The sequence below is a fragment of the Blautia sp. 1033sp1_1033st1_G9_1033SCRN_220408 genome, assembly GCF_040929965.1.
Classification (GTDB): domain Bacteria; phylum Bacillota; class Clostridia; order Lachnospirales; family Lachnospiraceae; genus Blautia_A; species Blautia_A ammoniilytica.
Genome location: NZ_JBFKZO010000005.1, coordinates 1 through 26375 on the forward strand (window position 1 = coordinate 1; position 26375 = coordinate 26375).

At 42.1% G+C, this 26375-nt stretch carries 25 protein-coding genes; 19 read left to right on the forward strand and 6 right to left on the reverse strand.

Annotation, left to right across the window (positions count from 1 at the left end):
• Positions 1-113: 113 nt before the first annotated feature.
• From AB5916_RS05290 to AB5916_RS05320, 7 genes are all read left to right on the forward strand, one after another.
• Positions 114-1061 carry a TAXI family TRAP transporter solute-binding subunit gene (locus AB5916_RS05290; protein WP_368189614.1) on the forward strand — a complete coding sequence of 316 codons (948 nt, stop codon included), beginning with the start codon at positions 114-116 and terminating at the stop codon, positions 1059-1061.
• A 33-nt stretch (positions 1062-1094) separates the two neighbouring features.
• Positions 1095-2282: a sodium/glutamate symporter gene (gene gltS / locus AB5916_RS05295; RefSeq protein WP_173728865.1), complete on the forward strand. Its 1188-nt coding sequence runs from the start codon at positions 1095-1097 to the stop codon at positions 2280-2282.
• A gap of 17 nt (positions 2283-2299) precedes the next feature.
• Positions 2300-2485 carry a hypothetical protein gene (locus AB5916_RS05300; RefSeq protein ID WP_158420766.1) on the forward strand — a complete coding sequence of 62 codons (186 nt, stop codon included), beginning with the start codon at positions 2300-2302 and terminating at the stop codon, positions 2483-2485.
• Positions 2486-2549: 64 nt separating this feature from the next.
• Positions 2550-3719: an ATP-binding protein gene (locus AB5916_RS05305; RefSeq protein ID WP_158420765.1), complete on the forward strand. Its 1170-nt coding sequence runs from the start codon at positions 2550-2552 to the stop codon at positions 3717-3719.
• Positions 3712-4533, forward strand: coding sequence for an ATP-dependent sacrificial sulfur transferase LarE (gene larE, locus AB5916_RS05310; RefSeq protein WP_368189615.1), 822 nt, complete (start codon positions 3712-3714; stop codon positions 4531-4533). The genes AB5916_RS05305 and larE overlap by 8 nt, the downstream gene beginning before the upstream one ends.
• A 186-nt stretch (positions 4534-4719) precedes the next feature.
• Positions 4720-6024, forward strand: a complete 1305-nt coding sequence (locus tag AB5916_RS05315; protein WP_173728863.1) for an O-acetylhomoserine aminocarboxypropyltransferase/cysteine synthase family protein — start codon at positions 4720-4722, stop codon at positions 6022-6024.
• Between the two features lie 19 nt (positions 6025-6043).
• Complete coding sequence (locus AB5916_RS05320) at positions 6044-6781, forward strand: HAD family hydrolase (RefSeq protein ID WP_368189617.1); 738 nt, start codon at positions 6044-6046, stop codon at positions 6779-6781.
• A gap of 14 nt (positions 6782-6795) precedes the next feature.
• Here the strand turns inward: AB5916_RS05320 and AB5916_RS05325 are convergent, their stop codons facing one another.
• The 4 genes from AB5916_RS05325 to AB5916_RS05340 all read right to left on the reverse strand — a co-directional run bounded on the left by AB5916_RS05325 (position 6796) and on the right by AB5916_RS05340 (position 10717).
• Entirely contained in the window at positions 6796-7971 is a 1176-nt protein-coding gene (locus AB5916_RS05325) for a DHHW family protein (protein ID WP_368189618.1), read from the reverse strand.
• A 23-nt stretch (positions 7972-7994) separates the two neighbouring features.
• Entirely contained in the window at positions 7995-9383 is a 1389-nt protein-coding gene (locus AB5916_RS05330; protein WP_368189620.1) for an MBOAT family protein, read from the reverse strand.
• A gap of 63 nt (positions 9384-9446) precedes the next feature.
• A complete protein-coding gene (locus tag AB5916_RS05335) occupies positions 9447-9923 on the reverse strand; it encodes a DUF4358 domain-containing protein (RefSeq protein ID WP_368189621.1) in 477 nt (158 codons plus the stop codon).
• Positions 9920-10717 (reverse strand): GDSL-type esterase/lipase family protein, encoded by a 798-nt coding sequence (locus AB5916_RS05340; protein WP_368189622.1) that lies wholly within the window; start codon positions 10715-10717, stop codon positions 9920-9922. The genes AB5916_RS05335 and AB5916_RS05340 overlap by 4 nt, the downstream gene beginning before the upstream one ends.
• 266 nt (positions 10718-10983) lie before the next feature.
• Here AB5916_RS05340 and AB5916_RS05345 point away from each other — a divergent pair, with 266 nt between their 5' ends.
• From AB5916_RS05345 to AB5916_RS05365, 5 genes are read left to right on the forward strand one after another with little or no spacing between them, the layout of a single operon-like run.
• Positions 10984-11766, forward strand: coding sequence for an HdeD family acid-resistance protein (locus AB5916_RS05345; RefSeq protein ID WP_368189624.1), 783 nt, complete (start codon positions 10984-10986; stop codon positions 11764-11766).
• Between the two features lie 3 nt (positions 11767-11769).
• Positions 11770-12594 carry an arginase family protein gene (locus tag AB5916_RS05350; RefSeq protein ID WP_368189625.1) on the forward strand — a complete coding sequence of 275 codons (825 nt, stop codon included), beginning with the start codon at positions 11770-11772 and terminating at the stop codon, positions 12592-12594.
• Positions 12584-13357, forward strand: coding sequence for a prolipoprotein diacylglyceryl transferase (locus AB5916_RS05355; RefSeq protein ID WP_368189626.1), 774 nt, complete (start codon positions 12584-12586; stop codon positions 13355-13357). Before AB5916_RS05350 ends, AB5916_RS05355 begins: the two co-directional genes overlap by 11 nt.
• A 58-nt stretch (positions 13358-13415) precedes the next feature.
• Positions 13416-15164, forward strand: coding sequence for a S8 family peptidase (locus AB5916_RS05360; RefSeq protein WP_368189628.1), 1749 nt, complete (start codon positions 13416-13418; stop codon positions 15162-15164).
• 27 nt (positions 15165-15191) lie between these two features.
• Positions 15192-16061, forward strand: coding sequence for an EamA family transporter (locus AB5916_RS05365; RefSeq protein WP_368189629.1), 870 nt, complete (start codon positions 15192-15194; stop codon positions 16059-16061).
• On the opposite strand, the gene AB5916_RS05370 is transcribed toward AB5916_RS05365, so the two are convergent.
• The gene (locus tag AB5916_RS05370; protein ID WP_368189631.1) at positions 16058-17098 is read right to left on the reverse strand and encodes a LacI family DNA-binding transcriptional regulator; all 1041 of its coding nucleotides are present in this window, start codon (positions 17096-17098) and stop codon (positions 16058-16060) included. The two genes, AB5916_RS05365 and AB5916_RS05370, sit on opposite strands and share 4 nt — an antisense overlap.
• Before the next feature lie 282 nt (positions 17099-17380).
• On the opposite strand from AB5916_RS05370, the gene AB5916_RS05375 reads away from it, so the two are divergent.
• From AB5916_RS05375 to AB5916_RS05395, 5 genes are all read left to right on the forward strand, one after another.
• Entirely contained in the window at positions 17381-18757 is a 1377-nt protein-coding gene (locus tag AB5916_RS05375; RefSeq protein ID WP_244093027.1) for an ABC transporter substrate-binding protein, read from the forward strand.
• 13 nt (positions 18758-18770) lie between these two features.
• Entirely contained in the window at positions 18771-19643 is an 873-nt protein-coding gene (locus AB5916_RS05380) for a carbohydrate ABC transporter permease (RefSeq protein WP_158420754.1), read from the forward strand.
• On the forward strand, positions 19643-20497 hold the full coding sequence (locus tag AB5916_RS05385; protein WP_158420753.1) for a carbohydrate ABC transporter permease: 855 nt from the start codon (positions 19643-19645) through the stop codon (positions 20495-20497). The genes AB5916_RS05380 and AB5916_RS05385 overlap by 1 nt, the downstream gene beginning before the upstream one ends.
• A gap of 18 nt (positions 20498-20515) precedes the next feature.
• Positions 20516-21856: a glycoside hydrolase family 32 protein gene (locus AB5916_RS05390; RefSeq protein WP_368189632.1), complete on the forward strand. Its 1341-nt coding sequence runs from the start codon at positions 20516-20518 to the stop codon at positions 21854-21856.
• 103 nt (positions 21857-21959) lie between these two features.
• On the forward strand, positions 21960-22526 hold the full coding sequence (locus AB5916_RS05395; RefSeq protein ID WP_158420751.1) for a hypothetical protein: 567 nt from the start codon (positions 21960-21962) through the stop codon (positions 22524-22526).
• A gap of 253 nt (positions 22527-22779) precedes the next feature.
• On the opposite strand, the gene AB5916_RS05400 is transcribed toward AB5916_RS05395, so the two are convergent.
• Positions 22780-23721, reverse strand: a complete 942-nt coding sequence (locus tag AB5916_RS05400; protein ID WP_368189633.1) for a ribokinase — start codon at positions 23719-23721, stop codon at positions 22780-22782.
• A 241-nt stretch (positions 23722-23962) separates the two neighbouring features.
• Here AB5916_RS05400 and AB5916_RS05405 point away from each other — a divergent pair, with 241 nt between their 5' ends.
• Both AB5916_RS05405 and AB5916_RS05410 read left to right on the forward strand, forming a co-directional pair.
• The gene (locus tag AB5916_RS05405; protein ID WP_368189635.1) at positions 23963-24988 is read left to right on the forward strand and encodes a LacI family DNA-binding transcriptional regulator; all 1026 of its coding nucleotides are present in this window, start codon (positions 23963-23965) and stop codon (positions 24986-24988) included.
• A 288-nt stretch (positions 24989-25276) separates the two neighbouring features.
• The gene (locus AB5916_RS05410; protein ID WP_368189637.1) at positions 25277-26323 is read left to right on the forward strand and encodes an ABC transporter substrate-binding protein; all 1047 of its coding nucleotides are present in this window, start codon (positions 25277-25279) and stop codon (positions 26321-26323) included.
• The last annotated feature ends 52 nt before the right edge of the window (positions 26324-26375 follow it).

Here is a 26375-nt window from a genome sequence, read left to right on the forward strand (position 1 = left end):
GGGGATTGACTCCCACCACTGATACTAGCTTGTTTCTCACCACCTATAGAGGTGGGAGTCATCTCCCAGCTGATATAATATGAAATTACCAAGAATATGCAGGAGGAAGAAGGATGAAAAAAAAGGGAATACTATTTTTAGCAATGGTTCTGCTTTTAACCGGATGTATAGGTTCGATAGGTCATATTCGATTTGGTGCAGCTGGCATCGGCGGTATGTACCATGCGTTTGCAGATACCTTTGGGGATCTTCTCACAGCGGATCAGGAGGAGAAGCAAATTGAAGTAAAGACAACTGCCGGTTCTGCTGCTAACCTGCGTCTGTTATCTGAAGGGTATATCCAGATGGCAATTGCACAGGAAGATATGACCAGGGCTGCATACCAGGGAACTGGTGCATGGACAGGTGGTAAGAAATATCAGGGGTATAGTGCTGTGGCAGGGCTTTATATGGAAGCATGCCAGATTATTGTACGTGATGAGTCAGATATTCAGACAATTGATGATCTTCTTGGGAAAAAAGTCAGTGTAGGTGAAGAAGAATCTGGAACAGAAGAGAGTGCAAAACAGATTCTTTCAATATACGGTATTTGGGACAATTTAGGAGAAAAGGTACATCTTGATTATACAGATGCAGCACAGCAGCTTCGGGATGGAAAGATTGATGGATTTTTCTGTACAGCCGGAGCCGAGACAACTGTAATCAGTGAGTTGTCAAAACAGTGTGATATCCGGTTGCTAAGCCTGGACGAAAAAAATATTGACAAAATGATAACTGTAAATCCTGCTTATTCCAGATATACTATACCTGCCGGAACATATAACGGACAGGAAGAAGAGGTACAGACGGTAGGAGTGCGTGCACTGCTTTTGGTCAGTGATGATCTGGATGCAGAAACTGTAGAATGGATCACCAGAATTTTATTTGAGAATAAACAGGAAATCCAATATGCGCTTTCTGCAGATATTACTTTGAATGAAAATGCAGCAGTTCAGGGAATTGGAATCCCTTTCCATGAAGGGGCTGCCAGCTATTATAAATCTTGTGGCATCAATGTGTAAAATCGGAAAAGAGAAATGACAAGAGGAGTAACGATGAAAATTGAATTAGATATGTATCAGACAATGGCAGCTGCTGTGCTGGTTTTAATGCTTGGCAAGGTCCTGAAACGCAGGATCAATATGCTGGAAAGATTTTGTATACCGGCACCAGTGATTGGTGGTGTGCTGTTTGCCATATTTACCTGTGTCTGTTATGTGACAGGGGTAGCGGAATTTCAGTTTGATGACATCTTGAAAGAAGTGTGTATGGTATTTTTCTTTACATCAGTTGGATTTCAGGCAAATTTGAAAGTATTGAAAAGTGGTGGAAAGGCATTGATCGTTTTTCTTGGACTTGTGATTGTGCTGATCTTTTCACAGAATTTGCTGGCCGTAGGTCTTTCTAAAATTCTGAGGATCAATCCACTTGTGGGCTTGTGTACAGGATCAATTCCAATGGTGGGAGGACATGGTACAGCCGGCGCCTTTGGAACAGTTCTTGAGGATTTCGGGATAAGTGGTGCAACTACTCTTTGTACAGCTGGTGCAACCTTTGGGCTGATTGCCGGAAGTATGCTGGGAGGACCAGTTGGAAAACGTCTGATTGAGAAGAAAAATCTGTTGGATACAGTAGTGACAGAGGATGACAGCCTGTTGGTTGAGGAAGAAAAGAAACATGCGCGGCATACAAGCATGTACCCGGCAGCTGTTTTCCAGCTGATCATTGCCATGGGGATCGGAACGGTAGTATCAAGACTTCTTTCTTTAACAGGAATGACCTTCCCTATTTATATCGGTGCAATGATCGTGGCAGCATTTATCCGTAACATTGGAGAATACTCCGGCAAATTTACTATTTACATGGGGGAGATCAATGATATTGGCGGTATCAGTCTTTCCCTGTTTCTTGGAATGGCCATGATCACTTTGAAGTTATGGCAGCTGGCAGATTTGGCTCTTCCACTGCTGGTATTACTGGCAGGTCAGACAATCCTGATCTTTCTGTTTACTTATTTTGTGGTATTTAATGTTATGGGAAGGGATTATGATGCGGCGGTTCTGTCCTCTGGTGTGTGCGGATTTGGTATGGGAGCAACGCCCAATGCAATGGCAAATATGCAGGTACTCTGCGAAAAATATGCTCCATCAGTAAAGGCATATCTGCTTGTTCCGCTGGTAGGCAGTTTGTTTGCAGATTTTATTAATAGTTTGGTATTAACTTTGTTTATTAATATATTATAATGGCAAGGAGAAGAGAGATGCTGGGAAGGAAGAAAAAAGGGAAAAGGGCTGAATATAAGGTGACAAGTGAAAATCTGGCTGTTCCAGAAATACACACAGGGGAAGTGGATCATAATGACGATACGGACAAAGAAAAGCATGAAGAATCTATTACCTATGAGAATGTGGCAATACCGGAGATACACATTGTAAAAAGAAAATAATTGGTGCAGCTGTTTGGGCATTGAACGGTTACAAAGAATCTATAAGAAAGAGATGGAAGCAAAGGTGAAAACAATCGGAATTGAAGAACTGGAGCAAAAGGAAATCCAGTCAGGAGAGATTATTGACATCCGTCCACAGGATCAGTACAGTCGAGGTACATTCCCTGGTGCTGTGAATATTCCAATGGAAGAATTTGAAGACAGACTTGGGGAACTTGATAAAGAAAAGATATACTATCTGATCTGCCATACAGGGGAGCACAGCCAGGAATATGTACATCTTCTGGAAGAGCAGGGATATCAGGCAGTAAATGTAACTGGTGGATACAGAGCCTACCTGAAGCTGACTTTATCAAGGTTTATGCAAAAAGATTCAGAGGAAGAAAAGAAGCAGAAAACAGCAGATATTGAGAGAAGTATTATAAAGAAATACAGAAAGACCATATGGCGTCCTTTTACCAAAGCTTTAAATGAATATCAGCTGATCCAGGAAGGGGACAAGGTAGCTGTCTGCATTTCAGGAGGAAAGGATTCCATGCTTCTTGCCAAGCTGATCCAGGAAGTACAAAAGCATGGCAAAATCCATTTTGAGCCGGTATTTCTCATCATGAATCCGGGATACAATGAGGACAACTGGAATATTATCCAGGATAATGCAAAGCTTCTGGGGATTCCGTTGACTGTATTTGAAACAAATATTTTTGATACAGTAGCAGGGATCGACAGGAATCCATGTTATCTTTGTGCACGTATGCGAAGAGGATATCTGTATGCAAAGGCGAAAGAACTTGGATGCAATAAAATTGCACTGGGACATCATTTTGATGATGTGATTGAGACGATCCTGATGGGAATGCTGTATAGCGGTAAGGTAGAAACAATGATGCCAAAGCTGCATAGCCAGCACTTTGAAGGGATGGAACTGATCCGTCCTTTGTATCTGGTACATGAGGACGCGATCAAATCCTGGAGAGATTACAATGGCCTGCATTTTATCCAGTGCGCCTGCAGATTTACAGAGAACTGTGTAAGCTGTGGAGGCGGCAGAGGTTCAAAGAGAGATGAGATGAAAGAACTGATCGCACAATTCAGGAAGACCAGTGATGTGATCGATACCAATATTTTTAACAGTGTGCGGAATATTAATCTGCGTACAGTGATCGGATATCATAAAGATGACATGACCTATAATTTCCTTGATGACTATGACAAAAGAGGGATGAAAAATGAGTGAAGAAATGATCGTAACCAAGGAGCTAAGAGATAAACTTCACCAATTAAAGAACTATATCAAAGAACTGGGAAGTGTTGTAGTAGCTTTTTCCAGTGGGGTAGATTCTACCTTTTTACTTAAAACAGTGCATGATGTATTAGGAGACCAGTGCATGGCTGTAACTGCAATGTCCTGTTCATTTCCCAAAAGAGAACTGGATGAGGCAAAAGCCTTTTGCGAAAAGGAAGGAATCTGCCACAGGATCGTTGAATCTGAAGAGCTGGAGATTGAGGGCTTCTGTCAAAATCCAAAGAACAGATGCTATCTTTGCAAAAAGGAACTTTTCCAGAAAATAGGAAAGATTGCAAAAGAAGAAGGATTTGCTGCAGTGGCGGAAGGGTCAAATATGGATGATAATGGGGATTATCGTCCTGGACTTCAGGCAGTGGCAGAGTTGGGAGTAAAAAGTCCGCTAAGACATTGCAATCTTTATAAAGCAGATATTCGTGCCCTATCCAGGGAAATGGGATTACCTACCTGGGAAAAACAGTCCTTTGCCTGCCTTTCTTCCAGATTTGTATATGGAGAGACTATTTCTAAGGAAAAATTGGGAATGGTAGATCAGGCAGAGCAGCTTCTTCTGGATCTTGGTTTTCATCAGTTGCGGGTACGTATCCATGGTAAGATGGCCCGTATTGAGGTCATGCCTGAGGAATTCCAAAAGCTTCTGGAAAACAGGGAACAGATAGTTGCAAAGCTGAAAGAATATGGTTTTACTTATGTGACTATGGATCTGCAAGGATACCGGATGGGAAGTATGAACGAAACACTCTGATTTTTCTGATAATTTAAAGAACATTATGAAATTGCATTTGATATAGAAACAAACTATAACAGGATATTTTTTTTGTGTATTAGACAGATGTTTCCTACAGTGTTAGTATGTTATCAATGAAGCAGAGAACAAGGCTGAAAGCTTTCTGCGAAAAGAATAAGAAAGATAAATCGGAGGAAATACAAAATGGCAGACATCAAAGATTCAAAGAATTGGGGATTTGAAACCAGACAGTTACATATTGGACAGGAGCAGGCAGACCCTGTAACAGATGCAAGAGCAGTACCGATCTATGCTTCCACTTCTTATGTGTTCCACAATTCCCAGCATGCAGCAGACAGGTTCAGCCTTAAAGATGCGGGAAATATTTATGGAAGACTTACCAATCCAACAGAAGATGTATTTGAGCAGAGAATCGCTTCTCTGGAAGGCGGTGTGGCAGCATTGGCAGTCGCTTCCGGCGCAGCAGCAATTAATTATACCTTCCAGGCGCTTGCTAAGACTGGTGAGCATATTGTAGCTTCCAAGACTATTTACGGTGGAACCTATAATCTTCTTGCACATACATTACCGCAGACAAACGGTATTACAGCTACATTTGTAGATCCTGAGGAAGACGGCTCATTTGAGGCTGCAATCCAGGAAAATACAAAGGCAATCTTTGTTGAGACACTGGGTAATCCGAATTCTAACCTGGTGGATCTTGAGGAACTGGCAAAGATAGCACATAAGCACAATCTTCCGCTGGTAGTGGATTCCACTTTTGCAACGCCTTATCTGGTACGTCCGCTGGAATACGGCGCAGATATTGTGGTCCATTCAGCAACCAAATTTATCGGCGGCCATGGTACAGCCATTGGTGGCGTGATCATTGACGGAGGCTCTTTCGACTGGAAAGCAGCTGGCAAGTATCCATGGATCTCTGAGCCCAATCCAAGCTATCATGGTGTATCCTTTACTGATGCAGCAGGTCCGGCAGCTTTTGTTACCTATATTCGTGCGGTTATCCTTCGTGATACAGGTGCTACGATTTCACCGTTCCATGCGTTTATGTTCCTTCAGGGACTGGAAACCCTATCCCTTCGTGTGGAAAGACATGTAAGCAATGCTTTAAAGATCGTTGATTATTTGTCTAAACATCCCCAGGTAGAGGCTGTGCATCATCCTTCACTGCCTACAGAGCCAAGCCACCAGTTATACAAGAAATATCTTCCTAATGGCGGCGGATCCATCTTTACCTTTGAGATCAAGGGAGATGCTAAGACTGCCCAGAAATTTATTGACAACCTGGCAATCTTCTCATTGCTGGCAAATGTAGCAGATGTAAAATCTCTTGTGATTCATCCTGCCACTACTACTCACAGCCAGTGCACAGAGGAAGAGCTTCTTGATCAGGGCATTAAGCCTAATACTATCCGCCTTTCCATCGGTATTGAGCGTGTAGAGGATCTGATTGCAGCTTTGGATGCAGCATTTGAGGCAGTTAAATAAAGAAGCTGAGATATAAAGCATGAGATATAAGAATTATATTTTTGATTTATATGGCACTTTGGTAGATATCCATACAGAAGAGGATAACCAGGAACTTTGGGAAAAGATGCGGCTGTTTTACGGCTATTATGGCGCTGTGTATAGGTCTTGGGAAGAAATATGGAAAACTTACGGTGCATTGGTGGAAAAATACAGAAAACAGGGGAAAGAGATGAGAAATGACGGCCATGAGGCCTGCCCGGAAATACAGATCCAGCTGGTATTTGCAGATTTGTTTAAAGAAAAAGGGGCACAGCCATCAGAGGAACTGGCTGTTCATGCAGGACAGATGTTCCGTGCACTTTCTACTGAATATATCCGCCTGTATCCGGGGGTTCCAAAGCTTTTGGATAGATTAACCCGGCAGGGAGGAAATCTGTACCTTCTTTCCAATGCACAGAGGATATTCACCGCTTATGAACTGGCTTTTCTGGAACTGGAAAAATATTTTAAAGGGATTCTGATCTCTTCCGATTATTCCGTTATGAAACCAGATCCGGAGTTTTTCAGGCTTCTCCTGCAGAAATATGATTTAAAGCCGGAAGAAAGTATTATGATCGGAAATGACGAGATTTGCGACATAAAAGGTGCACAGAAGGTTGGTATGGATACCTGTTATATTCATTCTAATATTTCACCGGAATATACAGGAAAAGGAAAGGCCACATATACATTGATGAAAACAGATATGGAAAAGCTGTTCCAGACGATCAGCTGAAAAAACAGGGAGCGTTAAGCTCCCTGTTGTGGTGTTAAGGCAAGTTCCAATGAAGTATCACTGAAAAAGGTATTTGCATTATAAAGATATAAAACTTCCTGGATATTTTCTACTTCCATTAATTCTTCAAGATCACCGTAATAGTATCTTGGATCTATCATGATGATGGTTCGGTAATAAGGTGCTAAGAACGGAACAAAGCAGTTTGCGTAGGAATCTTTTAATACAAGAAGTGTACGCTCACTTTCTGTGGCAGTGGAAATCTTGATCTGCGGGAAATTGCCTCCAAAGAACATGGCATATTTATCCCTGGTATCCAGCTGCTCTGTGGAATAAAAACTGGCTGATTTTTTTTGCTGAGATACATAATTTACTACAGAAGCAGGTGTATCTTCATTTCTTGGAAGGAACACATCAATCTCATCCGTTTCATTGGAGCGAAAACCGCTTTTGGCAGATAAGGTACCTTGGAAATGGGTAGTTACCGGAAGCTTATCATATGGAATGGAAGAGGAATCAAGATCCATGGTACCGGCTGCCTGTAGGAATGCAAAATAGGCACCCTGGGTGGTCCAGTGATGATCAGTATGATAATAGATCCCATCGTCTTTATGGCTGGTCAGTGTATCACGTACATCAATAAAGGTGACGCCCTGAGCAGTTACTGCATCCCTTACTGCATCCAGATATTGATTCTGATCCTTTACCGGGGCAGAAGCAGGAAGCTTGTCTTTCAGTATATTTACAGCATTTGGAGCAATCAGCACATATTGCTTCAGATCCGGATGGTTAGAAGCAAAGGCTGTCATAGCATTAAGAGTACGGTCAAGCTGTTCCTTGGAAGGTGGTGTAAAATCCTCCATCAGGTAGCCGCTTTTGCCAAGATAAACACCGTTTCCATCTGTTTTACCAAGTACACGGTCTGTGGCTGCCTTTATAGTGACCCACAGATCACGGAGAGGAAACTGGTCATTTACATAGGTTTCATATTGGGTCTCATAATTGCCGGAGGCAATCTGGGACAAGTCAAAGCCGGGTCTGGAAGAAAGCACCCGGTTTTCTTTTTCAGAAAAACTACGGTCTGGCTTTACCAGGCTGAATATCATAAAGATCAGAAGCAGGATTGCAAAAAGAATCCCCATGATGTGGAAGAAATACTGGTAACTGAATCTTTTTCTTTTCATTTTCATTTTATGACCTCATAAATTCTGGTTTAGAACTTCTGGTATAAGAATGGTGTATAGGAATTATATACCATATAAGCAATACACAGTAAAAACAGAAGCAGATTAACGGCTGCTGCTGCCTTTTCATTTCGCTGGATCAGTTTTTTAAAGGACTGGTACAGACCTGGACGGCAGGCCAGGATGCTGATCACAAAAAGGATCAGACCTGTTTTAAGATAGTAAACAGCTGTCCTGTCCAGAAAAGCAGATGCACCGAAACCAAACATAACTGACAGGTAATGCCCCATGGAAGAAAAATCTGTCTGACTGAAAAATACCCATCCGATCATAACTGCGATCATGGTGTAAAGATTAGCGGCCCATTTTGGAAGCTTTGGCAGGAAATCCTTAAGGACAAATTTTTCAAGTAGAAGGAGCAGTCCATAATATAATCCCCAGAAAATAAAATTCCAGCTTGCACCGTGCCATAAACCGGTCAGTGCCCATACAACAAAAATGTTGCAGATATGCTTTGGAACTGAAACACGGTTGCCCCCAAGAGGGATATAGATATAATCCCGGAACCAGCTTCCAAGAGAGATGTGCCATCTTCGCCAGAATTCTGAAACGCTGGTGGAAATGTAAGGATAATCAAAGTTCTTAAGGAAATCAAAGCCCATCATTTTGCCAAGTCCGATGGCCATATCCGAATATCCGGAAAAGTCAAAATAAAGCTGCAGGGTGTATGCAAGGATACCGATCCATGCAGTCAGTACGGAATTGCTTCCAGAACTGAGAATGGAAGTATAAATGGCAGAAAGGTTATCTGCAAGCAGTACTTTTTTGGCAAGACCCTTGGTAAAATATTCAGCACCAAGTCCCAGCCGGGTCAGGCTGATGGAACGCCGGGTAAGCTGTCCTTCAATATCCGCATATCTTACGATCGGTCCTGCAGACATGTGCGGAAACATGGTACTGTAAACTGCATATGTAAGGAATTTGCGCTGTGGTGACACTTTTTTCTTAGATACATCCAGGATATAGGAAAGGTTCTTAAAGGTATAAAAAGAGATTCCTATAGGCAGTGCCAGCTGGGGATGGGCAATGGAAATCCCTGTGATTGTGCTGAAGGTATCCAGAAGAAATCCCCAGTATTTGAAAAATCCAAGAATCAGAAGGTTTATGGTGACTGCAAAAATAAGATTCTTTTTACGGCCTTTGGGATCCTTGTCAAGATGATCGATCTCCAGTGCCATGTAATAATTAAAAAAGCTGGAAAACAGCATAAGAACCACATATATCGGATCGCCCCAGGCATAAAAGATCAAGCTGCCAATAAAAAGCAGAATATTCCGGAACTTCTCAGGTACAAGGTAATAGAGAAGCAGGAACGGGGGTAAAAAACAAAAAATAAAGAAAATGCTGCTGAATACCATAATGATTAATCTCCATAAAATGTAATTAGGCAATCTGCAGGTCCAGATGGCCAGGAACAAATATTAAATCAGGGAAAGAAAAGCCTGACGCCAGGAGGATGCATCCTCACCGCAGAAATAGTAAACATAATTCCCCTTGGAACCTACCTCAGCCTTGTTCAGAAGAGCCATTTGATCAGTTCCGTATCCTCCGAAAATGTTTTTCTGGCTGGAAAGGTGATCCTGGGCAGCAGTAAGAAAGCTTTCTGCCTGTGATTTGTCTTTTGCTTTTACAATGAAAGCTTCTTCTACAGCCATAGGTGAGGCTGCTTTGTAAAAGAAATAACCGTCTGTATCTGTATCATTGATCTGGTAACAGCGCTTAAGCTGCACCCGGTCTTCCTGCCCTAGCTGGGTAATGGCGTCATATTTTTCCATGGACTTGGCAATGGTATCCATGGAAACATTCTTGGCATAATCGGCCCGGTAAAGCAGGATCAGATAAACTGCCAGAAGTATGACCATTGTTGATTTTATGATAAGTGATTTTTTATTTTTCATATAAGACCTGCCGTTTCTGCCATATAAGTAAGCCATTTAGGATAATAATCCATGATCACATGTTCACCATCCGGTTCGTACATGCTTGAATCCTCCACAAGGAAGGTGTTATCAATAAAGGTACAGTCCATTTCATCACAGAAATCTGACAAAGCCTGGTTGAACTGTGAATAGTAGCCAAGGGCCGGATTGCTGGCAATGGCAAAATCCTGGATAGGCAGGATGCTGTTGATATAAATTGGCACATCTGGGAGAGCATCCTTAACCATCTGAACTTTTTCCCTATAGGCATCGATAAAGCCTGTAGGATCTCCATTGTAGATTTCCAGGTCATTGGTACCAAAAGCAAGAAAAACATGGCTGGGATTCAGACTGATGGCGGTACTGAACTGCTCCTGGGCATTTACAACAGACAGGCCCCTTTTACTGACAACTACGTCTGTGTCCAGATATCCGTATTCTGAAATGGCCTGTGTAATGGAATCACCTACGATCACACTTCCTGAAAAAGCCTGACGGATCTGTACATTGGTTAATATACCGGAAGAATTGACAATATCCTCTCGGGCCTGGGCATCTGCCTGTGCATCCAGCTGTCCCTGGATATCCGAAATGGCCTGCTCCACAGAGGAAATGTCTGTATTTTCAAGCTCCTTTAAACGGGCAACATTTTGCTGGCATACTTGTGATTCACTATCAGAACGTGAGAATAAAAAAGCTATCCCGGCTGTCAGAACAACGGCGACGGGGATAACCGTCAAAACAATTCGTGAATGTTTTATTTGTTTTTTCAAAATGGTAAATCCTTCCTAAATCATAATGGAATATAATCAAATCATACATAATGGAATATAATCAGATTTTGATCTTCGAGATAATTCGACTTTTTCATTATAATACCACAGTGGAAAACTTCAAGTGTAAACGGGGCTTTTGCACTTCCAAATTTACGTTTTTAAAGATAAATAATCCTGCACAAATTGCACAAACAGGAGAGGAATGCCTATGGACGAAAAAAGGCAAAAGAGGTATACTAAAATACATCAAGGAGGTATGTGCCATGAGCGAAAAATTAAGCAAGTTATTAAAAGGACAGATCGTAACATCTGTTTTTTATATCCTGTTTGGGATCTGTCTTGTATTTATGCCTGTAGGTACAGTGAATCTGCTATGTAAAGTAGTATTTGGACTGGTATTGATCGGAGCAGGTCTGTACCATATTTTCCTTTTTGCCGCAGAAAAAGACAAGGCTACGATCCTGGATCTGTTTTCAGGTGTGATCGTATTTGTGATCGGCCTGTTTCTTTTTACAAATCCTCAGATCGTAGTGAAACTTCTTCCGCTGATGCTGGGAGCACTGGTATTGGTGGACAGCATCTGGACTCTTCGGGGTAGCATGAAGCTGAAAAAAAGAACACAGGAAACGTGGAAATTCCTTCTCATTGAAAGCCTTGTATTTGTGGGACTGGGTGTATTTCTGATGATGTATAATTTCCAGAGCATTAATGGAATGCTGATGTTTGCCGGATGGGTCTTTCTGGTGGACGGTATTCTGGATGTAGTATCATTTGTTATGTTGAAAAAGGGGCTGTCAGGGGAAGTACAGACTGCAGCAGATGAAACCCCTGAGAAACATGCCGAAAAAGAACCGGATACAAAGGCAGAAGAGGCAGCAGAAGAGAAAGAGATCATTCCAGAGTGGAATTCCAGGGCAGCTTCTGTAAGTACAGAGGTGATTCCTCCAGAGGATGTAACAGTAGAGGACACCCAGGAGATTTCCGAAGCGGAAACAAAAGAAGAGAACCCGGAAAGCGATCATCTGGAAGAACAGGAACAGAACTGATTTATGGAAAAAGAAAGAGAATCCGGAATCCTTCTGATGAATTTGTCAGGGGCATATGAAGAGCAGGATTTCTGGAGAGAGGAACGGTTCACATGGGTTCGGCTGGAGGATCTTTCCGGTACCAACTGCTATTGTGATGAACCGGCAGTCAGGGCAATCAGGGAAAAGATCGGAGAGTTTACACTTTCAGGGATACATTTTATTGATTCCGGCAATTATCATTATATGACCAGGATCTGGATGGATAAGGCTAAGAACCCGTTTTCTCTGCTTGTATTTGATAATCATACAGATATGCAGCCCCCTGCTTTTGGAGGTCTTTTGTCCTGCGGCGGATGGATAGCAGATGCACTGGAATCTGTGGAATTATTGGATCATGTGTTTCTTGTGGGTCCGGATCAGTCGGCATTCCACCAGGTGCAGCAGGTGTATAAGGAACGTGTCACATTTTTTAGCAGGGAAGATCTGCAAGCTGCCCGGCAAACTAACAGCAGTTCCGGTGTGGCGGCTTCTTTTTTGGAGATGCTTTCAGAGTATGAGAAAAAAACAGGGAAGTTTTCGCCTGTGTATTTGTCTGTGGATAAGGATGTACTGAATGAACAGGAGGTAAAAACAACCTGGAGTCAGGGAGATATGTCTCTGACAGAACTAAAAAGCTGTCTGGAGGAATTACAAAGTTTTCTGAAAGCGAGAAAGCTTCCTTTACAGGCTGCTGATGTGTGCGGGGAATGGGAGCCTGAAAACGGAGGAGCAGGGAGTCCGGCCGGACACGATCATGCGAATCATGAGTTGCTTGAAGTCTTGAAAGGATTTGATTATGAAGAATGAATTGCTGACCATTGGACCTTTTACTGTATACGGCTATGGTCTGATGATTGCTATAGGGATACTTGCTGCCTATTTAACAGGAGAGTACCGTGCTAAAAAGAAAAAAATGGATTATAACCAGGTATTCTACATTGTGCTCTGGTGTGTGGCTGGCGGCTTCGTAGGTGCAAAGATACTTTATTGGCTCACTGAATGGAGAATGATCCTTAAGGATCCTGGATTTCTGCTTGACAGCCTGACAGATGGGTTTGTGGTGCTGGGCGGGATCCTGGGAGGAATACTGACAGCATATATTTACTGCCATATAAAAAAGATGGATTTTCTTAGATACTTTGATCTGTTGATCCCTTCGGTTGCATTGGCACAGGGATTTGGAAGGCTGGGATGCCTTCTGGCCGGCTGCTGCTATGGAAAAGAAACCGCTTCCCATTTTGCAATCACTTTTACTAATTCTGATTTTGCCCCTAACTATGTGCCCCTAGTTCCAACTCAGATTTATGCCAGTGTTCTTGATTTTGCCCATTATTTTGTGCTGATTCTGGCGGCAAAGCATCTGAAAGAGAAAGGCCAGGTGGCAGGTCTGTATCTGATCCTTTACAGTGTGGGGCGTTTTATCCTGGAATTTTACAGAGGAGATCTGGAAAGGGGAAATGTAGGTATTTTATCTACCTCTCAGTTTATTTCGATTTTTACGTTTTGTGCAGGGCTACTGTTGTTTTTATACGGGGCTGTACGTAAGAAAACGGTTGATATGCGGATCTGAATCTTTCAAATAGAATAAAACAGAAGCGATAGGCATAAGCTTAACCAATGATTCGTAGTTGGGTGAGGTTATGCTTATGTTCTTTTCACAGGAGGAACTGAATCAGGAAATTCCTTTGCAGGAACAGCAGTCAGTGGTACCTGCACAAAGTGAAGAGTATGCAAATTTTATTGTAAAGTATGTACAGAATATGCCAAGTCCTCTTGAAGAGATACCGGGAGCAAGCCTGTATCCGGTTAGTGAGGTGTACGGAGTACTATATGTGCCGCTGGCGCAGCTTTCTCCGTTGGAAATAAACAGTGATTCTTACAATTCAATTCCTAAGTGTTATACTTATATGGACCTGAATGCGCTGGGGGCATCTGGTATTACCAGGCTTCATAATCATCCTTATCTGGGGCTTAAAGGAAAGGGGGCTGCAGTAGCGGTGATCGATTCAGGGATCGATTATCAGAATCCTGTTTTTTCATCACCTTCAGGCACCAGGATCGCCTGTATCTGGGATCAGTCCCTTATAGGAGACGGAGACGGGATGGCTCCTTATGGAAAGGTTTATATGAAACAGGATATTGACCATGCCATGGAGCAGGAGAAGCCTCTTGAGGCAGTTCCTTCTGTAGATACTAATGGACATGGAACCATGCTGGCAGCAGTGGCTGCTGGGAATCTTGTACCTGAGGAGGATTTTTCAGGGGCTGCACCGGAAGCTTCTTTAATCGTGATAAAGCTTAAACATGCCAAGAAATATATTAAAGATTTTTATCAGATGTCTCAGGCTGAGGACGTGTTTCAGGAAGATGATATTATGATGGGGATGGCTTTTGCAATGAAATGTGCCCGTGCACTAGGCATGCCTCTTTCCATCTGTCTGGGTCTTGGTACCAGTCAGGGAGCACATCTTGGAAAAAGTCCTTTAAGCCAGTATGTGGATTACTTGGCCGGTTTTGCACAGGTATCTGTATCTGTAGCAGCAGGAAATGAGGGGGCGTCCAGACATCACTTTGCCGGTACTTTGGGAGATCGCAGAGGAGAGTCTGTAGCAGAACTGCGGGTAGGACCTGGGGAAAAAGGATTTACAATGGAATTCTGGGGAGAACCACCGGAAATATACAATCTTTCCATACAGTCGCCTACTGGAGAAAACCTGGAAATAAGTTCCTTTCTGGGGACAGTTACCCAGGAATTGTCTTTTGTTTTTGTGGAAACAAAGATCTCTGTGAATTATGTACCGATTGAGCGCCAGACTGGGAATACTCTGGTATTTTTCAGGTTTGTAAGTCCAGCTTCCGGAATCTGGAAGATTTTTGTGCGTGAGAGGGAAAATCATAATATTAATTTTCATATTTGGCTGCCTGTGGAAGGGCTGATCTCCGATGAAACCTATTTCCTGGAGCCGTCTCCTTATACAACGGTTACCTCACCTGGAGATTCTATGGAAAGTATGACAGTAACAGCATATCAATATCGGGATAATAGTATTTATCTCTATGCAAGCCGGGGCTTTATGCCAAATGGAATGGTAGTGCCACAGCTGGCAGCTCCGGGAGTGGGTATACGTGTGCCGCTTCTTAACGGTACCTATGGGGAAGCCTCCGGCACCAGTCTGGCAGCTGCCCAGACAGCAGGCGTGGCAGCTCTTATGTTTGAGTGGGCCATTATCCGCAAAAACCAGCCTTATTTTACAGGAACCAGTGTGAAAAATTATCTTCAGCGAGGCGCCAGACGTGAGGAAAATTATCCATACCCAAACAGAGAGTGGGGGTATGGAAGAATGGATCTGTACCATACATTTGAGTTGTTGACGTAATAAATTTACTTGAGAGAAGGGATTTGTATGTGGCTTTTATATGCAGCAGGATCTGCATTTTTTGCAGGTGTAACATCTATTTTGGCAAAATGTGGGATCAAAAAAACGGATTCCACAGTGGCAACAGCAGTACGCACCATCGTGGTACTGATCTTTGCCTGGGGGATGGTATTTCTGGCAGGATCCCAGGATCAGATCCCTGGGATCAGCAGAAAGACTCTTCTTTTCCTGATTTTGTCAGGGCTTGCCACCGGAGCATCTTGGCTGTGCTATTTCAAGGCACTTCAGATCGGCGATGTTAATAAAGTAGTGCCTGTGGATAAATCAAGTACAGTGCTGACCATTATTCTGGCACTGATCTTCTTCCACGAAGGGCTTCGTCCGGGAAAAGCAGCAGCCATTCTTGTGATCACTGCAGGGATATATCTGATGATCCAGAAAAAGGATACTGGTGAAGAGATAGAAAAGAATGGCATCGGCTGGTTCTGGTACGCCTGCGGATCTGCTGTATTTGCCAGCCTTACATCCATTCTTGGTAAGATTGGGATCAATGGAGTGGAGTCAAATCTTGGGACAGCCATCCGTACTACGGTGGTACTGGTACTGGCCTGGGGGATGGTATTTGTTACCGGAAAAGGAAAAGAGATAAAAAATATATCCAGAAAAGAAGGAATGTTTATCTGCTGTTCAGGGCTTGCTACTGGGGCATCCTGGCTTTGTTATTACCATGCACTGCAGCTGGGACCTGCCAGTGTAGTAGCACCGGTAGATAAGCTAAGTGTGCTTGTTACAGTTGCATTTTCTTACTTTGTATTTGGAGAAAAGCTGAATAAAAAAGAAGCCCTTGGACTGTTCCTGCTTACTGCAGGAACGGTCGCCATGGTCTTTCTTCATTAAAAAATATTTTTTTCTGTAGTATCCCTTAGAATCAAAAGAGGGGGGATGGTTTTATGGATAGGCTCAGATAAAGGGACAGGATTGCGCTTTTTCTGGGAGTCCATAAGTCCTACCAGAAGCTTCATGGATTCCTGGGCAATCTTGTTGATTTGCTGTCCTACAGTACTGATGGGAATCACTGCTTGGCGGGAAATAGGGGAATTATCAAAGCCTACCAGATAAAAATCATCAGGCAGCTTTCCATATCTGCGGATCAGAAGATTAAGAAAAACACTGGCATAGGTATCGTTGGATATGAATATGCCTTTTTTCTTGTCTGGATATTTCATTTGGATCTGATCCAGAATACAGGTGAATTTCTGATGGAGATCCTCATCGTTAATTCCCAGGTCCTCAATAAACATTTCATGAGGAAGCTGGTTTTCCCGACAATAATCAAGAAATCCCGAAATACGTCCGTATGCGGGGATATTTTCCTTTGTGGGACTATTAATGTGAAGCATGATCTGGCAGTGATGGCTGGCAAGAAGCTGGACTGCCTGTCTGGCACCGGAATAATTATCCGTATTTACACTGGAAATGTACAGATCTTCTCGTTCAATTGCCACAATAGGGATTTTCAGATCTGCAAGCTCTTTGGAAGGAATGGTGTGGCTGAGGACGATCAGTCCTTCAATCTGGTAAGCCATAAGTTCCTGAATATACTGACGTTCTGTATTTTCATTTTCATTTCCGATAAATACCAGAAATTTGTATCCATACTGTTCATAGGTACAGAGGATCTGATTCAGCATCTCTGAATAATAATGCAGATATAAGTTAGGGATAATGATACCGATAAATTCGGTTTTTCCATTGGCAAGGATCCGGGCCACTTTGTTTTCCTGGTAATTCAGTTTTACCAGTGCATCCGCTATGATCTGCTGGTTCTCTGGGGTAATGGAATCTGGATCATTAAAATATCTTGAAATTGTTGTTTTGGAAAAGTTTGTAAATTTGGCAATGTCACTGAAGGTGACCTTCTTTTTTTTACCCATAATTGTTCCTTTTTTCGTAACTGCTATTTTATTATGTTTGTAGTATAGCAAACAAAATCGAATTATACAACCATAAGTAACCGGTTACATAAAGGAAAGTAACCGGTTATGCAAGACGCACAAAAATGAAAAATAAAAATAGTTCAATATTCACGAAAATAAAGATGTATATTGACTTTTTGAGTGTATACAGGTAGGATATGAAATATAAAGTAACCGGTTACGTAACCGGTTATCCAAGAAGAATTGGAAGCAAAGAACGGGAAAGTACAGGAGGAATGTATGATGAAGCTTAGGCAGTGGAAAAGAACTGCAGCAATTGGTTTAAGCACAGTGCTTGCAGTTACATCCTTATCGGGATGCAGGTTCGGATTTGCCAGTGATCCGGATGATGAAAATGATACAGTAAAAGAGGAACCCATTGATACCTCTGTGGATACTTTTGCATACGATGAAAGTCTGCAGGGAACGAAGATCACACTTCTGAATTCCAAGGCGGAGATCCAGGTCGCCCTGGAGAAAATGAGCAAGATCTTTGAAGAAAAAGCAGGGGTGCATATTGAGGTTATGCCGGTAACAGAGGGAGATTCTCCTTATACCAAAGTTGTAAGCATGTATAATTCAGGAAATGCACCTACCATGGCGATTCTGGATACTACGGATGTTAAGGCTCTGGCAGATGAAAAAGCACTGGTACTGGACGGGGAAGACTGGGTAAAAGAAGCTGGGAATTATGCAACAGAGATTCAGGGACATATTTTCAGTATGCCCTTGTGCGTTGAAGGAAAAGGCATTATTTATAACAAAAAAGTGATTGAAGAAACTTTGGGAAGAAACTTGAACCCAGATGAGATCAATACACTAGATGGTTTTAAAGCACTTCTGAATGAAATGCGGGATGCCGGAATGGAAAAACCAGTATCTCTTGCAAAGGAAGACTGGTCTTTAGGAGCCCATCATCTTCAGTACCTGTATGAAACTTACGATGGAACTTCGGAGGGGGCTGCCAAGGCAGTAGAAGACCTGGAAAACGGACAGCTGAAGGTAAAGGATTACCAACGCGTATCCCAGCTTCTGGATTTGTTTGATGTACTGAAAGAATACAATGTGGCACAGGGAGATCCCCTTGGTGCAGATTATGATGAGATGGCCATTGATCTGGTTGATGGAAAAACAGCATTCTGGTTTAATGGTAACTGGGCATGGCCAAATATGCAAGAGGCTGGCGCCAAAAGTGATGATGAGTATGGTTTTCTTCCATATTTCCTGAATAATGACCCTGATGATTTTGTAAATACAAAGATACAGGCGGCACCCTCAAAGCAGGTAATGCTGGATGGTCAGCAGGCGTCAAAGGAGCAGCAGGATGCTGCAAAAGAATTTCTGAACTGGATCGTATTTTCTGAGATCGGACAGCAGATGCTTGTCAAAACCTGTAATCTGATCCCGGCATTTAAGAACAATCCAAATGAGCCGCTGGATCCTTTGAGTCGTGATATTTTTGAAAAGGTACAGACTGACCGGACTTATAATGCAGCAGCAGTTGTTCCAAACGATCACTGGTCTGTGCTTGGCGCTGCTATGCAGAAATATCTGGCGGACAGATGCGACAGGGAAGAACTTATGGATGCAATTCAGAACTATTGGGATGAGCAGTAAAAGGAGGAAAACCATGAATACGAAAAGGAAAGGTAAAGATTTCTGCATATTTGCACTGCCTGGTTTGTTTTGTTTCCTGGCAGTAGTGATCGTACCGTTTTTATATGGTGTTTATTTAACATTGACTGATTGGAACGGAGTGTCGTCTGTAAAGAATTTTGTAGGTCTGAAGAACTTTGCTGCCATGGCAAAGGATGCTCAGTTCTGGAGTTCTCTTGTACTTACTTTCAAGTATGTGATCGCTGTAGTAGTGCTGGTAAATGTACTGGCATTTTTGATCGCATATCTGTTGACCAGAGGTTTTAAAGGACAGAATTTTTTCAGGGCTGGTTTCTTTACCCCCAATCTGATCGGTGGAATTGTTCTTGGATATATCTGGCAGTTTGTATTTTCAAGAGTATTTGTAAGCATTGGAGAAGCCACAGACTGGAATCTTTTTGAGATCTCCTGGCTGTCAAAGCCGAATACAGCGTTTGCGGCCATGGTGCTTGTAACTGTATGGCAGCTGTCCGGATATATGATCCTGATCTATGTGGCAGGATTTACCGGACTGGATACAGAAGTTATGGAAGCAGCCAGCATTGATGGAGCTTCCGGATGGAAAAAAATGAAGAATATCATTCTTCCACTGATGATGCCATCCATCACGATCTGTCTTTTCCTGACGCTTTCAAGAGCATTTATGGTTTATGATGTGAACCTTTCTCTTACTGGCGGCGCACCGTATGGTTCCACTGAAATGGCAGCCATGCATGTATACGAAAAAGCTTTCACATCCAGACAATTTGGTACAGGCCAGGCAGAAGCTATTGTATTGTTCCTGATCGTTGCATGCATCAGTGGAATCCAGGTTTATATCACTAAGAAAAAGGAGGTAGCTGCATAATGAACAGTTCATCAGGAGTTCAGAAAAGATCAGTAAGAACCTTTGCAATGGCAGGGATGATCCTTATTTTTATAGCTTATATGTTTCCATTTCTGATGGTTGTGATCAATTCTCTGAAGCAGAAAAGAGATATTATTAAAAGTCCTTTTTCCTGGCTTTTTACAGTGAAAGGCCTTTCCTTTGATAATTTTGCGAAAGCATTTAATCAGATGGATTTCCTGAATGCCATCAAGAATTCTCTGATCATTACCGTATCTGCAACAGCAATCGTTACAATACTGGCTGCTATGCTGGCATACTTTATTGTACGGAATAACAATCTGCTGACCAGAATTATTTTTGCCCTTATGGTTGCCTCCATGATCATTCCGTTCCAGGCCATTATGATCCCGCTGGTAAGCATTTACGGAGGAACACTGAATCTGCTGAACCACAGACTTACTCTGATCTTTATGCATGTAGGGTTTTCCATGTCCATGACAGTGTTTATGTTCCATGGTTTTATAAGGGGCAGCGTGCCAATTGCATTGGAGGAGGCAGCATATCTTGACGGATGTACACACACTCAGACATTTTTCAAGATCGTGTTCCCATTGCTGAAGCCGATCATGTCTACCACATTGATTTTGAATGCCCTTGCGTTCTGGAACGATTTCCTGCTTCCGTCACTGGTTTTGACAGACAAAAAGCTTTTAACATTACCTTTATCCACTTATAGCTTTTATGGCACATATTCTGCTGATTATGGCACGATTATGGCAGGACTTCTGTTATGTGTGGTTCCGTTGCTGATCCTTTATATCGCATTGCAGAAGCAGATCATTAATGGTGTTGTGGCAGGTGCTGTGAAATAAAACAGGAGGAGTGGAACTATGAAAAAGAATATTTTGCATTTGAAAGCTCCGGGAAACTGGATCAATGATCCAAACGGATTTATCTATTATAAGGGGCAGTATCATCTGTTTTACCAGTATTTCCCATATGCACCTGTATGGGGCACCATGCACTGGGGACATGCGGTCAGCGATGACCTTGTTACCTGGAAACATCTGGGCGTGGCACTTTTTCCCACTAAGGATTATGACAGAAACGGCATTTTTTCCGGAAGTGCCTTGGAAAAAGATGGAAAACTGTTTTTATACTATTCTGCAGTTCGCTATCTGAAAGAACAGTCTGAGAATATTCATCAGGCAGAAGGTGTAATTGAGACAAGTCAGAGTATGATCACATCTGAAGATGGTTTTCATTTCGATAACTGGAAGGACAAAAAACAGATCGTACCTGTGATTCGTGATCCGAAAATTGCAGATTCTGCGGACACCAGAGATCCGAAGGTATGGGAAGAAAATGGCAGATATTATATGATCCTGGGAAGCACTGAGAATCATCAGGCTGGACGGCTGGTGTTGTTTTCAAGTAGGGACGGGCTGTCTTGGGAATATCTGTCCCAGTGTACTAATGCCCGTTATGGACATACCCTGGAATGTCCGGATCTGTTTCTAGTTGACGGAAAAAGAGTGTTTATTGGTTCGCCTATGGGGATCCAGGAGGATGGCAAGGAGTATGCCAATCATTCTGTGTGTGGGTTTGCTGATTTTGATCTTGAAACAGGAAAGCTTACTCTTGCAGATCAGTATGAACGGGTAGATTATGGTGGAGATCTGTATGCACCACAGTCTAATCTTGATAAAGAAGGCAGAAGGGTGATGATCGCCTGGATGCGTATGCCTGAGCCAGTGAATGGACCGGATGGACAGCCATGGAACGGGATGATGTGCCTTCCAAGAGAGGTAAGGATCCAGAATGAAAAGATCTGCTTTTATGTACATCCAGAGGTATGGAAGTCTTTTCAGAAAGCAGAATCAGCAGAAAAGATACTAAAAGAAGGCAGCGCACTGTACATAAAAGCAGACATGAAAGAGGGAGAAAGCCTTTCTATTGGAGGTTTTGATCTGGAAATGAAACAGGGATGCATTTGTACTGACCGGCAGAATGTTTTTGTAGAGGATTCCAGGTACAGAACAAAAAGCAGTACGCCTTATGTTGGAGAGAAAGCGCAGCTGGATATTTTTGTGGAGCCAAATTTGATTGAAATTTTTGTAAATCAGGGGCAGTACACCTTAAGCAATGTGGTTTATGGACTGGAAAGTGAAATTTCCGGAAATGCTACGATCACAGAGGTTCGGAAAAACGCCATGATTAGTGAAAAGTAGAAAAATATGATAATTACAGAAATTTGGAAAAATATGGACAAAATGAACAAAGCATGATAATGTATATTTGCAGGAAAACTGCAAATAATATAAGGAGAGAGCTTTGGCTCAGACAACAGAAATGAAAAAGAGAAAATTTACAAAAGTATTTGCACTGCTTCTGGCAATGGTCATGGTACTGGCACTTCCAGTGGAAGCAAGCGCTGCAGCAAAGGTGACAGCTGTTACAAAGGAAACAAAAGCAAAAGCAGTGAAAAAGGGAAAGACAGTTGTAACACTTCCAAAGGCAACCAAGAAAAGCTCCACATACAGCTATGTGAAATTTAAAGCACCGGCAACAAAGACTTACAAGATTACACTTGGAAATCTTCGTAAAAGAGGAAGAAGTTCTGCCAGTGATATTCTTGCAGCACATAGCAGCCTGTACAAAAACGGCTATTATGGTCTTGACCGTGTGACCATTAAGCTGAACAAAAAGAAAACAGATGTAATGTATATCTGTTCTGCATACAGCTGGTCCATCAGCAAGAGCTATACTAAGAAAATCACAGCAAACACATTCCTGCCATCCAGGACAGCATCTGTTAAGCTGAAAAAAGGCGAGACCCTGTACATTGGAATGGGTAATATTGAAAGAACTAAGCTTTGCCTTGATCTGACCATTAAATGATTTCAGCCTGTATATCAGCTGGGAGTCAATCCCCCAGCTGATATAGCCTCCGGCAGGATTGCAGAGGTGCGCAGGAGAAGTATGTCATGCAATTGCATGACGCGCACCTCGCAGCAAGAATGCCGAGGCATTCTTGACAGGACTTACATAAAAAAGCGTGCATTTGTGTGGCATTATCAACCACAGGATGCACGCTTTTTTATGATTGCGTCGGAATGCTCCTATTACATAAAAACTTTCCGCGAGCATGGGACTAATTCAGATTTGGATGGGAATCCAAAAATCGGCAGATTTCTTCCGGAGTGGGGATAGAACTCTGGGCGCCTGTCCTGGATACGCAAATTCCTGCTGCTGCCTGAGCATAGCGAATTGCATCCATCATAGAAAGCCCTTTACAAAGGGAGATGGCAAGTGCAGCACCGAATGTGTCTCCTGCTGCGGTGGAGTCAACAGCATCAACTTTAAAACAGGGAATTCGGAGGGATTCTTTTCCATCATAAAGGAGAATCCCCCTGTCACCTAACTTCAGGATCACATATGTGGGAGCAGTCTTTTCATAAAGCAGCCGGGCAGCCTTGAAAGCGTTTGCATCTGTGTCCGGACAGATCCCGGTAAGGCCAGAGGTTTCGGCTTCGTTAGGAGAAATGATAAAAAGACCTTTCAGCCGTTCCAGGGAAATATCTATGGCAGGACCTGCATCCAGAAATACCGGAATGTGACGTTCTTTTGCCAGTTCTATGGTGCCATAGATGGTTTCCAAAGGCATTTCAAGCTGCATAAGAACCATATCAAAAGCCTGGGCGTCCATGGCTTTTTTTATGTCTTCCGGACAAAGGCGGTCATTTCCACCCATGGCAACATAACAGACGTATCGTCCGGTACCAGGCTCAATGGGCATCAAGGCAAGTCCGGTCTGGGTGTCTGGATCAACTACCAGATAGTCAGTATTAACGCCAGCATTTCTTAGGGATGCGGTTACTTTTTTTCCATAATCATCATCTCCAATACGGCCCACAAAGGTAGCAGAACCGCCTAGACGGGCAACTGCAAAGGCCTGATTGGATCCTTTTCCACCGGAAGCAAAACCGTATTCGCCGCATCGGATGGTTTCACCATAGGAGGGAATGCGATGGGCACCTTTTACAAAAAGATCCATATTGATACTTCCCACTACAAGAATTTTTGGCTGTTCCATATGTTTCTCCCTTTTATTATTTCAGATGTATTAGTAATCTGGAGACTGCATTTCGTCAATAGGGGGCGAAATTTGTCAACTCTCCATTTAATATATACTCTACACCAAAACCAGCTGGTCTGGCAATGCTTTGTTTGATTGCATATTATGTCAAAAATAATATTGCTAATAGCTAAAAGTTTGGTTATAATTACAAATAAAAGGGCGATTTTTATTGTAATGTGTTATTTGGGGGAATGGAATGAATAAAAAAGGAATGACGTCAAGAGATTTTGCCAAGTTGATTGGCGTGTCGCAGTCAACGGTCTCAAGGGCATTAAATAATAGTGATCTGGTGACTCCAGAGAAAAAGGAATATATTTTGCGTAAGGCAAGGGAGTACAATTTTCAGCTTAACAGTCAGGCACAAAGCTTGCGGACAAGTAAAACAGGGACAATAGGAATAATGTTTCCAAAGCATTTTGTGGGTATGACTGAAAATTGTATGCTTGCCTATGTTTATGATCAGATCCAGAAGGAATTAAGCCATTTTGATTATGATATTATGGTTATTTATTATGATCGTGATGCTGATGATTTTTCCAGCTTTGAGAGAATTGTCCGTAAGAAAAAAGTAGATGGATTTCTTGTATTGAGAATGGAACTGTCTGATAATGAAATCAAGCTTATTGAGGAGTTCAAGGTCCCATGTGTGTTTATGATGAATGCAGGTAGTAAGATCCGTGAAAACTTGAATTACTTTTTTTCGGACAGTTATTATGGAGGCTATATCGCAGGAAAATATTATGGTGGATTTCCTGAATACAGAAAAATCCATATAACAGTAAGTGATGAAAAATCGGATGCAAAGAGGCGTATGAACGGATATCGTGACGGTCTAGAAGAATGTGGATACGTTTTGGAAGAAAAGGATATCTTTAATTGTAAAATAGGAATCGGCAGTGCATATGAGTGTACGGTTAAGAATATAGAGGAGTTTACAAAAGAAAAAACAGCTATTTTTACTTATAGTGATATTGTAGGGCTTGGTGTTGTACAGGCTCTGAGAAATCTAAATATAAAAATTCCGGAGCAGGTTCAGGTATTGGGAATGGATGATGTACCGTTGTCATCTGTGCTGATACCGAAGATGAGTACAGTACATGTTGAAGTTGACACTATGGTGAGTAAAGCATGCGGACTTCTGTTGAAACTGATCAGTGGAGAAACAATAAGTGCCCATGAATGGATCAGGCCACATCTTGAGATTCGGGATACAACAATTTGATTAGAAGCGGGTTCTTCGGGACCTGCTTTTCTTTATGGGTTTTAGATTTTACCCGCCCGAATCAAAATGTACAAGATGCATAAAAAAAGAATATAATACAAACAAAAATAATAAAGAAATATGCAGATTCTACAAAAATAAAAACATAAAATGTTATATATAACTAAAAAAACAGAACATAAAAGGATACTTATTGACAAAAAATATTATTTATGGTATAAATAAAACATCAAATGAATACGTATTCAAAAAAGAAGACAGTAAAAAAGAATAACAGGAGGTTTTTACATGAAGCGAAGAGTGGCGTTAGTAGTAGCAACTTGCATGCTTGCAGGAGCAATGACTGTTCCGGTAAGTGCAGATGAACTGAAAGGTTCTGGAGAGAAATTGATTGTTGGAACAATGGCAAATGCACTTGGCCTTCCGGTACATTGGGCTCAGGAAAAGGGATATTTTGAGGATGCAGGCTTAGATGTAGAGCTTGAGATTTTTGCAACTGGTGCACCGATCAATGAGGCAATGGCAGCAGGAGAACTGGATGTGGCTGTCAGTGGAATGGCTTCTATTTATGCCCTTGGAACAGGAATGTATACGTATATTGGCGATGGTGTTATCACAACTGGCGGCGAATCCATTTATGTAAGGGAAGATAGCGACATAGCTAAAGCAGGCGCTGATGAGGATGGAATTATTGGAAGTGCGGAAACATTAAAAGGAGCTTCCATTTTAGGGCCTTTGGCAACAACAGCCCACTATCAGGCTATTATGTATATGGAACATTTTGGATTGACAACAGATGATTTCAGTATGGTTTCCATGGATTATCCTCAGGCATATCAGGCATTTGTTACAGGCGAGGGCGATCTGGTTGCAAATAAAATGCCATATACCAATCAGCTTGAAGAAGAAGGCTATGTAAAAGTGTGTGATATGAATATGGTTTCTGACAGTCCGATTATTGATACCATTTTCACACAAAATGATGTGGCAGAAGAAAGAAAAGATGATCTGGCACTGTTCCTGGAATGCTACTATAAAGCCTGCGAAGATATTATGGCAAATGAAGATGAGAGAAAAGAAGTTGCTATGCAGTGGTATGCAGACGAAGGAATTACATATAGTGATTCAGATATGAGTACTGAAGTTGCAGTAAAAGATTACTTTACACGTGAAACTGTAGATACAGATGAGAATCCTTTAGGCGCATTTATGCTGAATATCGGAAAGTTCTATGTAGATCAGGAAATGCTCACAGATGACGATATTAAAAATGTAGAAAACAGCATTGATAAATCTTTTATTGAGACAGTGAAAAGTAGAAATACAGAATCCTGATAGGAAATGAAAAATCACTTGTGGGACGATTTTAATTCAATAGAATTGAAAA

Excerpts from the sequence above, each read along its gene's own strand:
- AB5916_RS05290 (WP_368189614.1), top strand. The coding sequence starts at position 114 with ATGAAAAAAAAGGGAATACTATTTTTAGCAATGGTTCTGCTTTTAACC.
- gltS (WP_173728865.1), top strand. The coding sequence starts at position 1,095 with ATGAAAATTGAATTAGATATGTATCAGACAATGGCAGCTGCTGTGCTG.
- AB5916_RS05300 (WP_158420766.1), top strand. The coding sequence starts at position 2,300 with ATGCTGGGAAGGAAGAAAAAAGGGAAAAGGGCTGAATATAAGGTGACA.
- larE (WP_368189615.1), top strand. The coding sequence starts at position 3,712 with ATGAGTGAAGAAATGATCGTAACCAAGGAGCTAAGAGATAAACTTCAC.
- AB5916_RS05315 (WP_173728863.1), top strand. The coding sequence starts at position 4,720 with ATGGCAGACATCAAAGATTCAAAGAATTGGGGATTTGAAACCAGACAG.
- AB5916_RS05320 (WP_368189617.1), top strand. The coding sequence starts at position 6,044 with ATGAGATATAAGAATTATATTTTTGATTTATATGGCACTTTGGTAGAT.
- AB5916_RS05325 (WP_368189618.1), bottom strand. The coding sequence starts at position 7,971 with ATGAAAATGAAAAGAAAAAGATTCAGTTACCAGTATTTCTTCCACATC.
- AB5916_RS05330 (WP_368189620.1), bottom strand. The coding sequence starts at position 9,383 with ATGGTATTCAGCAGCATTTTCTTTATTTTTTGTTTTTTACCCCCGTTC.
- AB5916_RS05335 (WP_368189621.1), bottom strand. The coding sequence starts at position 9,923 with ATGAAAAATAAAAAATCACTTATCATAAAATCAACAATGGTCATACTT.
- AB5916_RS05345 (WP_368189624.1), top strand. The coding sequence starts at position 10,984 with ATGAGCGAAAAATTAAGCAAGTTATTAAAAGGACAGATCGTAACATCT.
- AB5916_RS05350 (WP_368189625.1), top strand. The coding sequence starts at position 11,770 with ATGGAAAAAGAAAGAGAATCCGGAATCCTTCTGATGAATTTGTCAGGG.
- AB5916_RS05355 (WP_368189626.1), top strand. The coding sequence starts at position 12,584 with ATGAAGAATGAATTGCTGACCATTGGACCTTTTACTGTATACGGCTAT.
- AB5916_RS05365 (WP_368189629.1), top strand. The coding sequence starts at position 15,192 with ATGTGGCTTTTATATGCAGCAGGATCTGCATTTTTTGCAGGTGTAACA.
- AB5916_RS05370 (WP_368189631.1), bottom strand. The coding sequence starts at position 17,098 with ATGGGTAAAAAAAAGAAGGTCACCTTCAGTGACATTGCCAAATTTACA.
- AB5916_RS05375 (WP_244093027.1), top strand. The coding sequence starts at position 17,381 with ATGATGAAGCTTAGGCAGTGGAAAAGAACTGCAGCAATTGGTTTAAGC.
- AB5916_RS05380 (WP_158420754.1), top strand. The coding sequence starts at position 18,771 with ATGAATACGAAAAGGAAAGGTAAAGATTTCTGCATATTTGCACTGCCT.
- AB5916_RS05385 (WP_158420753.1), top strand. The coding sequence starts at position 19,643 with ATGAACAGTTCATCAGGAGTTCAGAAAAGATCAGTAAGAACCTTTGCA.
- AB5916_RS05390 (WP_368189632.1), top strand. The coding sequence starts at position 20,516 with ATGAAAAAGAATATTTTGCATTTGAAAGCTCCGGGAAACTGGATCAAT.
- AB5916_RS05400 (WP_368189633.1), bottom strand. The coding sequence starts at position 23,721 with ATGGAACAGCCAAAAATTCTTGTAGTGGGAAGTATCAATATGGATCTT.
- AB5916_RS05405 (WP_368189635.1), top strand. The coding sequence starts at position 23,963 with ATGAATAAAAAAGGAATGACGTCAAGAGATTTTGCCAAGTTGATTGGC.
- AB5916_RS05410 (WP_368189637.1), top strand. The coding sequence starts at position 25,277 with ATGAAGCGAAGAGTGGCGTTAGTAGTAGCAACTTGCATGCTTGCAGGA.